Genomic DNA, 13344 nt, shown 5'->3' on the forward strand with positions numbered 1-13344 from the left:
AAAATGGCTAACATTCAATCAAAATACCGTGAAGTGTTGAGGGGGGTCAAATGCTTTTGGTATCGCGCATTGCGCTGGCCGTAACTTTGCTTGCGGCGACGGCACTGCTTTCAGCATGCAACAAGCAAAATGCCTATGTCCCGCCGCCGCCGCCCAAGGTCGACGTGGCGCTGCCGCTCAAGCAGACGGTAACGCCCTATCTCAACGAGACGGGGAATACGGCCGCCATCAATTCGACGCCATTGATTGCCCGGGTGGCGGGCTTCATCCAGGAAATAGACTACAAGGACGGCGACCGCGTCAAAGCGGGCACCCGACTGTTCCTTATCGAGCCTGAACCTTACCAGTTGGCGCTTGAACAGGCCCAGGCTGGCCAGACGTCGGCCGATGCCTCCGTCAAACAGTCCAGCGCCGACCTGAAGCGGCAACAGGATTTGCTCGCGCAGAAGGTAATTTCGGCGTCCACGTTGGACCAGTCTGCCGCTGCCGCTGCGGTCGACGTGGCCAAGCAGCAGCAGAACGCCGTTGACGTCAAGCAGGCGCAACTCAACCTGAGCTACACCGAAGTCAAGGCGCCATTCGACGGCATCGTCACCGCCCGCCAGGTATCGGTCGGCGAGTTCGTAGGCACTGGCAGCACTTCCGACCTCGCAACGATCGTCCAGATGGATCCGATATACGTCAATTTCAATGTCAGTGAGCAGGATGTGCAGCGGATCCGGGCTGAAATGGCCAAGCGTGGTCTGACAATGCAGAGTCTCAAGAAGATACCGGTAGATGTCGGCCTCCAGACCGAGACTGGATATCCGCACAAAGGAACGCTCGACTATGCAGCGCCGGCGGTATCTTCCTCAACGGGCACGCTTCTGGTTCGCGCCGTCTTGGAAAACAAGGACAATGCGCTGCTGCCCGGTTATTTCGTCCGACTGCGCATCCCGCTCGGCGAGCAGCCGGACATGTTGCTCGTACCGGATCGTGCAATCAGCAGCGACCAGAGCGGCCGCTATGTGCTTGTCGCCGGAAAGGACGACACAGTCGAGCAACGCGGCGTCGAGATTGGCCAACTGGTCGGCGAGTTGCGCGTCATTACCTCCGGCCTGACAGCGGAAGACCGCGTCGTCATATCTGGCTTGCTGACAGCCCTGCCGGGCCAGAAGATCGAACCGACCGTGAAGACCCTCCAGCAAACTCCGGCCAATGGTGCTGGCCAATGATCTCCAAATTCTTCATCGAACGACCCGTTTTGGCGAATGTCATTGCCGTCCTTATCGTCGTCGTTGGCATCGTCTCGCTCTTTGCGTTGCCGGTAGCGCAATATCCCGACGTGGTTCCACCGACCGTTTCGGTAACCACCCGTTATCCGGGCGCCAGCGCACGCACGGTCATCGACACCGTCGCACTGCCGATCGAGCAGCAAGTCAATGGCGTCGAGAACATGCTCTACATGCAGTCCTTCGCTGCCTCCGACGGCAGCTACAACCTGACCGTCACTTTTGCCATCGGTACAGATCTGGACCTGGCCCAGGTGCTTGTTCAGAACCGGGTCTCTGCCGCCATGGCGGGGCTGCCCCAATCAGTGCAGGTGCAGGGCGTCAACGTGCAGAAGAAGTCGACCTCCATCCTCGAGATCGTGACGTTGACTTCGCCCGACGGAAAATATGGCAGCCTCTATCTTAGCAACTACGCGACTATCAGCCTTAAGGATGAAATCTCGCGGTTGCCTGGCGTCGGCAATGTCAGCGTATTCGGCGCTGGTCAATATTCCATGCGGATCTGGCTCGATCCCGAAAAGATGCTGGCGCGCGGCTTGACCACGCAAGATGTCGTTCAGGCACTTCAACAGCAGAGCGAACAGGTCACAGCAGGTCAGATCGGCGCCCCGCCGGCGCCGGACGACCAGTCCTTCCAATATTCGATCGAAGTGTCCAGCCGCCTTGACGATCCCGACCAGTTCGGCGCCGTTGTGGTCAAGACAGGCGCCAATGGCGATATGACGCGTGTTCGCGATGTCGGGCGGGTTGAACTCGGTGCGCAGACCTACGGACAGTTCTTCAACCTCGACGGCCAGCAGGCCGCCGGCATGGCCATCTTCCTGGCACCCGGCGCGAACGCGCTCGATGTGGCCAAGAGGGTCGCGTCCAGGATGGAGGAATTGGCGCGTGCCTTCCCCCAGGGCATAACTTACGCGATACCATTCAACACGACGAATTTCGTCAGCCAGGCGATCAACGAGGTCTACAAGACGCTGTTTGAGGCGGCGGTACTGGTTTTGATCGTCATCCTCGTCTTCCTGCAGGATTGGCGGGCGATGCTGGTTCCGGCGACGACCGTACCGGTCACCATCATTGGCGCGTTCGCGGCGATGGCGGCGCTCGGCTTCTCGGTCAACCTTTCCACCTTGTTCGCCATCGTGCTCGCCATAGGCATCGTCGTCGATGACGCCATAGTCGTGGTCGAGGGGGCCGCCCACAACATGGAACGCGGCATGTCGAGCCACGACGCCGCCATTGCCGCCATGAAGACATTGTTCGCGCCGATCATCGGTATCACGTTGGTGCTGCTGGCGGTGTTCCTGCCGGCGGCCTTCCTTCCCGGCCTTACGGGCCGGATGTACGCGCAATTCGCGCTGGTGATCGCGGCGACCGCGCTGATCAGCGCCGTCAACGCCGCGACATTGAAGCCAACGCAATGCGCGACATGGCTTAGGCGTCCCATACCACCGGAACAGCGCAATGTCTTCGCGCGCGGCTTCAATGCGGTCTACCAGCGTGCCGAGAATGCCTACGTCCGGTTGATCGGAGGGATGGTCCGTCATAGCGCCGTAACGGGTGTGGTCGCACTCATGATCATAGGCGCGGCCGGCTACGGCATGTCGCGCGTCGCCACCGGTTTCATCCCGATCGAAGACCAGGGTTATCTGCTCGCGGCGGTTCAGCTGCCTGACGGCGCCTCGCTGGGTCGCACCCAGGAAACGCTGCAGCAGGTTTCGAAGATCGCCAAGGCTACACCTGGGGTGGAGACGGTGGTCACCATCGCCGGGCTTTCGGCCCTCGACAACAATTCGACGCTAGCCAACGCAGGCGTCGCTTACATCATTCTCAAGGACTGGGATCTGCGCGGCAAGAGCGAAAACCTGACTTCGCTCTACGCCACTCTCAACAAGAATCTGTCGGGCATGGCCGACGGCATTGTTCTGGTGCTTCCTCCGCCACCAATCCAGGGCATCGGCAACGCCGCCGGCTTCACGCTGCAAGTCGAACTCCGCGACGGCAGTTTCGACCTCTCGAAGCTGCAAGGCTCCGTCAGTGCGATCGTCAAAAAGGCCGAGACACAGTCGGGCATCCAGCGCGTCTCATCATCGTTCCGCGCCAATGTCCCGCAGTACAAGGCCGAGATCGACCGCGACAAGGTGCAGGCCCTCGGCCTGACCACGGACCAGGTATTCCAGACGCTCGCCGGTTATCTCGGCTCCAGCTACGTGAGCCAGTTCAACAAGTTCGGGCGTGTCTTCCAGATCTATGTGCAGGCTGACGCCCAGTTCCGGTTGACGCCGGAGGAAATCGGCCGCCTTACCGTCCGCAACAACAACGGAGACATGATCCCGCTCGGAACCGTGTTGACGATTGAACCCAGCGTCGGTCCATCGCTGATCAGCCTGTACAATCTCTATCCTGCCGCGTCGATCGTAGGCGTGCCCGCTGCAGGCTTTTCGTCAGGTGACTCAATCAAGCTGATGGAGGAGATTGCCGCGGATACCCTTCCGCCCGGTACTGGCTCCGATTGGACTGCGCTGTCTTTCCAAGAGAAGCTCGTTACCAATCAGGTTTACCTGGTGTTCGGGATGGCGCTGCTGCTTGTCTACCTGGTCCTTGCCGGCCAATATGAGAGCTGGCTCGCTCCGATCTCAATCCTGCTCGCCGCGCCACTGTCTCTGGTGGGGCCGGTCTTGGTGCTCAATAGCCTTGGCATCGACAACAACCTCTATGTCCAGATCGGCCTTATCCTGCTCATAGCACTGTCAGCCAAGAACGCGATTCTGATCGTCGAGGTCGCACGCGAACTGCGTGCCGCCGGCACGCCTATCGTCGAATCGGCGATCGAAGCCGCTCGTGCCCGCTTCCGGCCCATTCTGATGACATCGTTTGCCTTCATCCTCGGCGTGGCGCCGCTGGTGTTTGCAACCGGCGCCGGTGCGAGCGCGCGAAAGTCGATCGGCATCACGGTCTTTTCCGGCATGCTCGCTTCGACCTGCCTGGCCATTCTTTTTGTGCCATCCTTTTTCGTCATCCTGCAACGATTGGAGGAACGACGCTCCGCACGCACGAAGAAGAGCGAGGCCACCCCAACGCTCGTCAAGTAACGATACAATCAAAGCTGGATGGCGCGCCGGCATGCCTGTCGTTGCTCGCACTGGATGTGCCAGGGACGTCCACCATCGACGGCCTATGCGAACAGGCTCAGCCGACCCTGACGACAAAATGCTTCGTCACCGGTTCGATGATCTTCCAGGTTCCCTTGAAATCGGCTTCCACCACGAAGGCGTCGCCGGGGCCCACCTCGACCGGTGCACCGCCATCGGGGGTGATGATAATGCGGCCGGCGATCATGTGCACGAACTCGTAGTCGGTGTAGGTCGCGTGATAGGTGCCCGGCGTCGCCCGCCATGTGCCAGAGATCACCTTACCGTCCTCGGTCGTGTGCTGGACGGCGGTTTGCATGGTCGGCCTGCCTTCTACCACGATCCATCCGGCCAGATCGCCGGCGTCGGCCTTTTCGACAGCGCCGAATTTGAGGATTGTCTCGCGTGTCATGGCTCAGGCTCCGTTTGATTGGCTCAGGCGTCAATTGCCTGGACGGTCAGATAGCGGATGCTCCTGACGCCGGCAACCAGCCGGCACCATCCGGCCGACATCACTATGAAGCTTGCGCCGCATGCGCCTCGAGCATGCGCCGCGCGCTTTCCTCGTCGGTGATCAGGATCGTCGGGGCGATCAGGGTCATAGCGCCAAGCAAGGCTTCGATCTTCTCCTCGCCGCCGGAGGTGAGGATGCGGATCGGCGCCTTGCGCAGACGGTCGACATCCACCGACATCACGTGGCTGTTGACGGGGTGGTCGACCAGATCGCCATTGCGGTCGAAAAAATGGAACAGAAGGTCGCCAACGGCGCCACGCGCAAGCAGGGCCTCCCGATCCGCTTCCTTGAGAAAGCCGCCGCGAGAGAAGGTGGTGGCTGAGGCGATGCCGCCGACGCTCAGCAGAACGGCATCGAGCACGTTGGCCATTTCAAAAACCTCCTGCAGGCCGCAGCGCTCGACCAGCGCGATCTTGGTCTCGACGCTGTCGACGACGGCCGGCGTTGGGATCAGATAGCCGTCGCCCTGGAAGATTTGGGCGAAGCGCCAGGCGAACTCGGCCGGGTTGAATCGACGCACGACGCCGACACCACCGAGCAGCGAAATGACCTTGAAGTCGGTGAGCGACTTGGCGCTGATGAAGGGCAGGCTTGAGAACAGCGTCCTGCCCCAGCCGACGCCGACGCGCATGCCGGACTTCATCGTGTCGGACAGGAAGCTGCCGGTCTTGGCGCTGATCGCCGGGGTCGGGTCGGCATTGGGGGCGGAAAGCGGCGCCACCAGCGCCTGTTGCAGCCCGAAGGTCTTTTCCAGCGCCCGCTCCAGCCGCACGATTTCCGACAATTCGCTCTCGATGCTGATCTTCACCTCGTTGCGCGAGCGGGCGTCCGCCAGCATGCGCACGATGGTGACGCGGCCGACGCCAAGCACGTCGGCGATCTCGTTCTGCGTCATCTGCTCGACGAAATACATCCAGGCGGCGCGAATCCTGAGGCGATCCGTCCGGCTTTCGCTGGCGACCTGCTCGGGCGTCTCGCTTCCACCTCGACGATCGTCGGTTTCGCTCTGTCGTCGCCTGCCCAAATTCGTCCCTCCCCCACGGCGATGGACGAGCGCGCCGTCGCCGATTCTGCATGCTGGTCTAGTATCGCCTATTGATCTACCAATCGATAGGAACAATCTAGAAGTGGCGGCTGCCTTATGTTGGCGGCCATCCGCAGCAATTCGAGGCGATTGGCAATGCTCCGACAAATCTCCGAAGATGTCCGCGTCAATCTGAAAGATCGGTTACGGGAAGTCCGTGAAATCATTCGCCAAAGCCGCCATGACGGCAGCGGCGACGCCAGTGTCGTGCGCGAAGCAACCAGCCATCTGCCGCCATTTCCAGGCAAAGGCATCGAAGGCCTGCTCAGCCATGCCGCAAGTGCCTTCGACGAAGCGCTGTCGATCGCCGAATCCTTTGTCCCGCATGAGCGCCCGATCAAGGTGGACGGCACCACCGTAAAAGGCCTCGCCACCTATTTCCCGGCCGGGAACGAAGATCGCCAGTTGAGCGCGGAGCGCCTGTTCCGGCGCGACATGTATTATCTGACCAAGGCGGTGCTGGCCGGCCTGAACATCGACAATGCCCGCATTCACGAAGCCGATTTCGCCGCCGTCCATGCCACGATGCGCAAGCGGCATGGCGATCTGCTGGCCGCTTTGGTCGCGCCTGGTGCTGGGCTTCCGGCGATCGCGGCCACCTGTTCGGCGTTGCTGGTCGAGTGTCTCAACCAGCGCCCCGTCCACTTTGCCGACACGCCGGAGACGTCGGCGATCGGTGACCGGACGCTCGACATCAGCTGCCTGGCGCCGCTCGTTCTGGCCTGTGGCCTGGCAACCACCGGCAGGGACGGCCTGCCGGAACCGGATATGCTGGAAATTGCGATCCTGGCAGCCGATATCCGCCAAGACCGCATTGTGCAGGCCTGCGCCAAGGCGAGCCCGGTCGACGAACTGACACCCGTCTTCGCCACCTTGCTTGCCCATTTGCCGTAGCGGCCCAGAACTCGGCTAGGCGGCACATTCGGCCGCCATGGCCATGATCGCCTTCTTGGCACGCTGGATCGAGGCTGGGCTCATCGAGAGCTCGGTAAGCCCCATTTTGACGAACGTTGCAATGAGATCGGGGCGGCCGGCCGCTTCGCCGCACATGCCGACCATGATGCCTGCGGCGACCCCGGCTTTGGCCGTCATTTCGATTGCCGACATGACGGCCGGATTGGTGACATCGTTGAGCTTGGCCACTGTCGGGTTCAGCCGGTCGGCGGCCATGATGTACTGGGTCAGGTCGTTGGTACCGATCGAGAAGAACGCCACCTCCCTGGCCAGCGCCGGCGCGATCAGCACGGCCGCAGGGGTCTCGATCATCACGCCGAGATCGAACGCCGCATGCGGCACGCTTTCGGCTTTCAGCTCGGCCGCACATTCCGCGACCAGAACCCGCGTCTGCCTGACCTCGCCGATGTCGGCCACCATCGGCAGCATCACCTTGACGTTACCATGCACGGCCGCCCGCAGCAGCGCCCTGAGCTGGCGCTTGAAGATGTCGGGCCGGTCGAGGCACATGCGGATGCCGCGCCAGCCCAGAAAGGGGTTTTCCTCGTCGGGAAATTCGATGCCGGCGATCGGCTTGTCGCCGCCGATGTCGAGCGTGCGCACGATGACCGGGTACGGTGCAAAGGCCTTGGCCAGCGCCGCATAGGTCTCGGCCTGCATGTCTTCCGAGGGAAGGTGCATATGGCGCATGAACAGAAGCTCGGTGCGGAACAGGCCGACGCCCATCGCGCCGGCTTCCTGCGCTGCCTCGATTTCCTCCAGCGAGCCGATATTGGCCGCGACCTCGATCACCTTGCCATCGGCCAGCTTCGGCGTCACCGTCTTGAAGATGCTTAGCCCGGCGCGTTCCTGCGCCGCCGCTTCGACACGGCCGGCGAATTCGGTGCGGGTCGCCGCGTCGGGGTCGACGATCACGCGGCCGCTGTTGCCATCGAGGGCCACTTCGCGCGCCGTGCGTAAGGCATTGATCTGGTCGCCAAGGCCGAGCACCGCCGGAATGCCGTGCGAGCGGGCGATGATGGCGATGTGCGAGGTGGCGCCGCCATGGCCGCACACCACCCCGCCGATGCGCTTCAGCGGCGCGCGCGCCAGATCCCAGGCGCCGATGTCGTCGGCGATGAGGATGGCGCCTTCGGCGATGTCTTCGAGGCTGATGTCGTCCTGCCCGAGCAGCACGAGGCAGATCTGCCGCCCGACCGCATGGACATCATCCGCCCGCGCGTTGAGATAGTGATCCTCGACCGCGCTGAAATCGGCGGCGATGGTGGAGGCGGCGGTGATGACGGCTGAAACCGCGTCGTTGCCGCCCTTGATCAGGTCCTCCGCCTCGCCGGTCAGGCTGTCGTCGGCAGCGATGTCCCTGAGCGCAGCGATGATGCCACGGTCACCGGCCGACAGACTGTCCTGCGCCAGGGCCCGATCCATGCGCGCCTGGACGGCAGCGACGGCGGCGCGGAACCTGTCGATCTCGCCGGCGATCTCCTCGGCCTGCAACCTGCGACCTTGTACGGCGATATCAGGCGGGAAATGCGCGAAGGCCGGCCCGATGGCAAAACCTTCGCTTGCGGCCACGCCGCGCAACCCGGTGGTTGCGCCGGCAACAGCAGGCGCAGAGCCCAAGGCGGCAGCGGCGTCCTGGCCCGCATTGCCGGTCGGCGGTGAATCCTCGTCGTCAAGGCCGGCCTTTGGATTTTCGAGATAGCCGATCAGCGCCTCGATGGCCTCGATGGCGTCGGCGCCGTTCGCCCGCACGGTGACTTCCTGGTTTTCCTTGACCGCCAGCAGCATCAGCTTGACCGAGCTCTTGGCGCTGACCGCCTTGCCGTCCTTGACCAGTTCGACGTCGGATTCGAAACCCTTGGCGAGCTTGACGAACCGCGTCGCGGGACGGGCGTGCAAACCTTCATGCACTCTGACGATGGTCGAGCGTTCCATGGCAATACTCTGGTCCTGGGCGCCAACATAGGTCGCGGCGCGAATGCCGTCAGGCGGCGATGGTGATGATCGCGCCGGTCGTGAGCGCAGCCACGAGCGCTTGCGCATCGACTTGCGAGGCGCAGATCTCGCCGGGCCTCTCGGCCTCGGCAGCGCCGTTGAACGAGATGACGACATGGCCCATTTCCAGCACCTTGCTCCAGGCGCTGGAACCGACCGCGGTAATGGTCGCGGCAACCGGGCCAAGGGTGATCGACGCGCCCTTTTGCGGCGCGCCGTCGCTGGGTCCGTGCTCCGTCTTGTGGAGCACGGAAACCTCGGCAAGCTCCGGCGGCGAGCCATCGGCAAACAGGATGACCACGCCCCCTTCGGCAAGATCCGCCACTTCGGGTCCGATGGCAGTGACCCGTGTTCTCAACAGAACCGTCATATGGCGAACCTCATTTCCTAACTTCTCTAAGAGCGATTCACTGTTTCACGAAAACGGCGAACCGCTCTATCCTTTGTTTGGCGGAATTCCGGACGGAAAACCGTCTCACACTTTGCCTGGAACTGATTCAGAACACGATCAAGCTGACGATCCAGGCGATCAGCACCGAGACCGGGCCCATGATCTGGCGGCTGATGAGCACCGCCGGAACACCGATCTCGATCGTCTTCGGTTTGGCCTCACCGAGCGCCAGGCCGACAGGAACGAAGTCGCAGCCCACCTGGGTATTGTAGGCAAACAGCGCCGGCAGTGCCATTGCCGGCGAAATCGTGCCGTTGGCGATCTGCGGACCGATGATGGCAACGCCGATGACCTGTGCGATGACCGCGCCTGGCCCGAGGATGGGCGACAGGAACGGCAGGCCGCAGATCGCCGAGATGATCAGCAGGCCGACGATGTTGTTGGCCAGCGGACCCATCGGCTGCGCCAGCACATCGCCGATGCCGGTGTAGAGGATCAGACCGATGAGCATGGTCACGAAGGCCATGAACGGCAGCACGTTGCGCACGACCTGGTCGATGGTACGGCGCCCGGCATTGAAGAAGATGCCGACGACACGGCCCATGACGCGGCCGATCGAGCTGATCAGGCCGATCACGCCGCCCTCGCTCGGCAGCGGTTGCGGCGCCGCCGCCGCGTTGTTATTGCCTGGATTCATCGATCCTGCTCCCCCTGCAGTGGTGACCGCTTCGGATCCGTCCGCCATTGTGATGTTGGCCGGCTTCACGCCCGAAACGTAGATGTCCTCGGTGATGAACTGGGCGAGCGGCCCAGACTGGCCGACCGGCGTCAGATTGACGGTCGGGATACGCTTGCGCGGATAGACGCCGCACCGTGCGGTGCCACCGCAATCGACGACGACAACCGCCATCTCGCTTTCGATCGGCGGCGCCTTGAAGCCGTCGACGGCTTCGGCGCCGGTCATATCGGCAATGAGCTGCGCCACCGGATGAATGCCGCCACCGGTTACGGAAACAACCTTGCTGCGCTGTTCGGTCGGCTCGATCACCAGCGGACCGCCCCAACCGGTTTTGCCCCGGGAGATTTGTACGGCTTTGTATGTCTTGGCCATGATGTCCTCCCCGCCCTTACAGCTCGACGCCCTGGCGGCGTGCCATGATGGCAGTGATGCGTTCGGTCAGCATGCCCTTGAGCAGGATGACGACGAGGCCGACGATGGCATACCAGATCGCCACCTTGACGTGATAGCCGGCGACGACGGCGCCCTTCTTCTCCAGTTCCAGCAGCGCGACGAGAATGCCACCCCAGACGAAATACTCGCCGGGATTGATGTGCGGGAACAGGCCGAGCGGCGGGTGCACATAGGACACGGCCGCGTCATAGAAGGCCGGCTTGTGCTTCTCTTCCAGGAACGATCCGAACGTATAGGCCATCGGATTGGTGAGGAAGAACACCGCCAGCAGCGGCAGCAGCGTGTAGCGGGTCAGCGCGATCCTGCCGGCGCCGCGCGCCAGGCCGTGCACGCGCTCTTCGCCGACCAGTTCGGTGACCGCGTAGAAGGCCGTCATCAGCACCACCAGCGTCGGAATGATGCCGGTGACGAAGCCGGCGAAGACCTCGCCGCCCTTCTGGAAGATACCGATGAAATACTTGCCGATGGCGGTCAGCCAGCCGAGCTGCTCTTCCTGCTGGACTTCCTTCAGCTTTTCCTTGAACTGATCGACGGTGATCGGTCCGCTGTCCGCCTGTGCGAGGACAACGAGATGGTCGGAGGCATGCTCTACCGCGAGCTTGCCATGCAATGCAGCATCCGAGACCATGGCACCTGCGACATGCAGATTGTGCACGGCCATGTCGGCATGCTGCGCCAACAACGAAAATACAGACATTTCTCCTCCTTATGCCGCCCGCCGGTTGATCCCAGTCGGTGCGCGGCGTCCTCTCTCTAAGCCCTTGCTACGTTCAAACCGGACAGGCCCGGCTTCTTCCCCGGCTCCGACCGTGTCTTGTCGATCTGTTCGATCGCCCGCTTCACGGCCTCGGCCACACCGGGTTCCCCCTCCCCCATGATTGCAGGGTTGGACCGGACTCGATCGAGGGAAACGCCCTCGAATTCTTCATGTCTCTTGAACTTGGTGAACACGGAACGGCCGCTCATCACCATCAGGCGGCGCACGACCAGGTCAGGCGTCACCACGACCAGCGCGATGGTGCCCTTGGCCAATCGACCGCGGAAATTGCCGGCTCCGACGAAGCCATCCTTGTACTGGTCGGTGACGCCCCTGAAGACATCCGAATAGTGCCGCATTTGCAGCCAGACGCCGAGCGACTGCAGCGCCCAGACAATAACCAGCAGAAGCAGTCCCCACTGCCAAATCGCCATTCGGTTCTCCTCCCGAAGCCTGTGTTGAACCGCACCTTGGACCGACGCGTGACAACAGCAAAGTGAGAACATTTGTTTCCGAGAATGTCAATATGTATGATATTGGGCGTGACCTCGGTCATCCACAGGCCGTCACCGATTTCGGCGGCGGCGCCGTTGTGCTAGCCTGGCCGGGAACAGGATACGAGAAACATGGATCTGCCCTTCAGGGACGAATTGGCGCTGATGCCCGACCTTCGCCACCGGCTGCGGCAGTTGCGCTGGTTCCGCGCCACCTTCCGCGGCAGCGCCAAGGTGGTGTCGGACACGTTCGGCGTGCGCTTTGAAATCGATGAAGCGAAGCTCACCAGGGCCTTTCTCGACTGGGTCGAGGTCATGGAGGCGCAGAAAGGCTTCGCCGCGGTCGACCGCGCCGACTTCATCGTCTTTGCCGCCGGCCTCGTTTTGCGCGAACTGATCAGGCAGGCGCCGGCACGGGAAATCTCCGGCCTCAGCCAGTTGATTGAAACGGATTCGAATGCCGGCACGCTGGAAATCATCCGTTTCTGGCCGGAAGGGTTCCTCTACACCAACTACTGCGTCTCGGTGATCTCGGCGATCCACGAGCAGGAATTCGGCAATGCGCCAAGCATCGACAAATGCGCCGACGACCTGCGCACATGGTGGTCCTATCGCGAGAACGTGACCGAGATGCCAGCCTACGCAGTGGCTTTCCTAGACCGCTTTCTCGGCGCCGAACCGAACTGGATCACGCCCGATCGCGCGCAGTCCCGGCAGGCCATGCAACGGGCACTCGGATCCGCGCGTGCCAGCGATGCCATCCGCCGGCTTTGATTGCCCCTCGGTTTCGAGCCTCCAGGCATGCGGCTGGCAAAGCAAGCGCACTATTGAACATCTGACTTTTTGCCGATAGCGATGTGCGAAATCGACTCGGGAGAAAAGCGCGTGGCGCGATCAAGGCCTATCATTTTCGATTGCGACGGCGTTCTTGTCGACAGCGAGCCTCTGGCCGCCCGCGCTTATGAACGCGTCTATGACAAGCATGGCATGCCTGGGGTTCACGGCGGTATCATCGCCCAATGCATCGGTATGAAGCAGTCCGACATCATCGCCAAGATCAGGGATTTGACCGGTCACCAGTTTCCGGCGGCTGCGGACGGCGACATCTGGGCCGAGACCAAGATCCTGTTTTCGCAGGAGTTGAAGCCGACCCCCGGCATCACCGCGTTTCTGGAGGCGCTTTCGGGCGACCGCTGTGTCGCCTCGTCATCCTCCGTCGAGCGCATAAACCACAGCCTGACTGTGACCGAACTGGCGCGGTTTTTCGGCGATGCGATCTACAGTTCCTCGATGGTCAAACGCGGCAAGCCCGCGCCTGATATCTTCCTGTTCGCCGCCGACAAGATGAGCGCTGAGCCGGCAGACTGCATCGTCATCGAGGATTCGCCCTTCGGGATAGAGGGCGCGGTCGCCGCAGGCATGACGGCTATCGGCTACACCGGTGGCGGCCATACCTATGCGGAGCACGGCGCGCGACTGACAGCGGCAGGTGCCGATTTCATCTGCAGCGATTGGCGAGAAGTTAGCCGGCAACTGGCCGGGCTCGGTGTGCCGGCCTAATCTA

The 13344-nt window shown here is 62.3% G+C and carries 12 protein-coding genes; 5 read left to right on the top strand and 7 right to left on the bottom strand.

The features are described 5' to 3' along the window. Positions 1-50 precede the first annotated feature (50 nt). The gene (locus tag AC1DZP_RS01240) at positions 51-1214 is read left to right on the top strand and encodes an efflux RND transporter periplasmic adaptor subunit (protein ID WP_477227808.1); all 1164 of its coding nucleotides are present in this window, start codon (positions 51-53) and stop codon (positions 1212-1214) included. Next, positions 1211-4360, top strand: a complete 3150-nt coding sequence (locus tag AC1DZP_RS01245; protein ID WP_477299871.1) for an efflux RND transporter permease subunit — start codon at positions 1211-1213, stop codon at positions 4358-4360. Before AC1DZP_RS01240 ends, AC1DZP_RS01245 begins: the two co-directional genes overlap by 4 nt. 97 nt (positions 4361-4457) lie before the next feature. Here the strand turns inward: AC1DZP_RS01245 and AC1DZP_RS01250 are convergent, their stop codons facing one another. After that, positions 4458-4811 (bottom strand): cupin domain-containing protein, encoded by a 354-nt coding sequence (locus AC1DZP_RS01250; RefSeq protein WP_184875962.1) that lies wholly within the window; start codon positions 4809-4811, stop codon positions 4458-4460. A 103-nt stretch (positions 4812-4914) separates the two neighbouring features. Next, a complete protein-coding gene (locus AC1DZP_RS01255; RefSeq protein WP_095089205.1) occupies positions 4915-5937 on the bottom strand; it encodes a sugar-binding transcriptional regulator in 1023 nt (340 codons plus the stop codon). A gap of 156 nt (positions 5938-6093) precedes the next feature. Between AC1DZP_RS01255 and AC1DZP_RS01260 the strand changes: the two genes are divergently transcribed. Further along, the gene (locus AC1DZP_RS01260) at positions 6094-6891 is read left to right on the top strand and encodes a hypothetical protein (RefSeq protein ID WP_477299872.1); all 798 of its coding nucleotides are present in this window, start codon (positions 6094-6096) and stop codon (positions 6889-6891) included. A 15-nt stretch (positions 6892-6906) separates the two neighbouring features. On the opposite strand, the gene ptsP is transcribed toward AC1DZP_RS01260, so the two are convergent. The 5 genes from ptsP to AC1DZP_RS01285 form a co-directional block, all read right to left on the bottom strand. Further along, entirely contained in the window at positions 6907-8886 is a 1980-nt protein-coding gene (ptsP, locus tag AC1DZP_RS01265; RefSeq protein WP_477299873.1) for a phosphoenolpyruvate--protein phosphotransferase, read from the bottom strand. Positions 8887-8935: 49 nt separating this feature from the next. Continuing rightward, a complete protein-coding gene (locus AC1DZP_RS01270) occupies positions 8936-9316 on the bottom strand; it encodes a PTS glucitol/sorbitol transporter subunit IIA (protein ID WP_095089211.1) in 381 nt (126 codons plus the stop codon). Between the two features lie 127 nt (positions 9317-9443). Continuing rightward, on the bottom strand, positions 9444-10448 hold the full coding sequence (gene srlE / locus AC1DZP_RS01275) for a PTS glucitol/sorbitol transporter subunit IIB (RefSeq protein WP_095089213.1): 1005 nt from the start codon (positions 10446-10448) through the stop codon (positions 9444-9446). Positions 10449-10464: 16 nt separating this feature from the next. Then, entirely contained in the window at positions 10465-11226 is a 762-nt protein-coding gene (gene srlA, locus AC1DZP_RS01280; protein WP_013892733.1) for a PTS glucitol/sorbitol transporter subunit IIC, read from the bottom strand. 56 nt (positions 11227-11282) lie between these two features. Continuing rightward, a complete protein-coding gene (locus AC1DZP_RS01285) occupies positions 11283-11720 on the bottom strand; it encodes a transcriptional regulator GutM (protein ID WP_477299874.1) in 438 nt (145 codons plus the stop codon). A gap of 192 nt (positions 11721-11912) precedes the next feature. Between AC1DZP_RS01285 and AC1DZP_RS01290 the strand changes: the two genes are divergently transcribed. Further along, the gene (locus AC1DZP_RS01290; RefSeq protein ID WP_477299875.1) at positions 11913-12554 is read left to right on the top strand and encodes a hypothetical protein; all 642 of its coding nucleotides are present in this window, start codon (positions 11913-11915) and stop codon (positions 12552-12554) included. Positions 12555-12665: 111 nt separating this feature from the next. Continuing rightward, positions 12666-13340 carry an HAD family hydrolase gene (locus AC1DZP_RS01295; protein ID WP_477299876.1) on the top strand — a complete coding sequence of 225 codons (675 nt, stop codon included), beginning with the start codon at positions 12666-12668 and terminating at the stop codon, positions 13338-13340. Positions 13341-13344: the final 4 nt, after the last annotated feature.

The organism is Mesorhizobium sp. P2_F8, from assembly GCF_056403655.1.

Excerpts from the sequence above, each read along its gene's own strand:
- AC1DZP_RS01240 (WP_477227808.1), top strand. The coding sequence starts at position 51 with ATGCTTTTGGTATCGCGCATTGCGCTGGCCGTAACTTTGCTTGCGGCG.
- AC1DZP_RS01245 (WP_477299871.1), top strand. The coding sequence starts at position 1,211 with ATGATCTCCAAATTCTTCATCGAACGACCCGTTTTGGCGAATGTCATT.
- AC1DZP_RS01250 (WP_184875962.1), bottom strand. The coding sequence starts at position 4,811 with ATGACACGCGAGACAATCCTCAAATTCGGCGCTGTCGAAAAGGCCGAC.
- AC1DZP_RS01260 (WP_477299872.1), top strand. The coding sequence starts at position 6,094 with ATGCTCCGACAAATCTCCGAAGATGTCCGCGTCAATCTGAAAGATCGG.
- ptsP (WP_477299873.1), bottom strand. The coding sequence starts at position 8,886 with ATGGAACGCTCGACCATCGTCAGAGTGCATGAAGGTTTGCACGCCCGT.
- AC1DZP_RS01270 (WP_095089211.1), bottom strand. The coding sequence starts at position 9,316 with ATGACGGTTCTGTTGAGAACACGGGTCACTGCCATCGGACCCGAAGTG.
- srlE (WP_095089213.1), bottom strand. The coding sequence starts at position 10,448 with ATGGCCAAGACATACAAAGCCGTACAAATCTCCCGGGGCAAAACCGGT.
- srlA (WP_013892733.1), bottom strand. The coding sequence starts at position 11,226 with ATGTCTGTATTTTCGTTGTTGGCGCAGCATGCCGACATGGCCGTGCAC.
- AC1DZP_RS01285 (WP_477299874.1), bottom strand. The coding sequence starts at position 11,720 with ATGGCGATTTGGCAGTGGGGACTGCTTCTGCTGGTTATTGTCTGGGCG.
- AC1DZP_RS01290 (WP_477299875.1), top strand. The coding sequence starts at position 11,913 with ATGGATCTGCCCTTCAGGGACGAATTGGCGCTGATGCCCGACCTTCGC.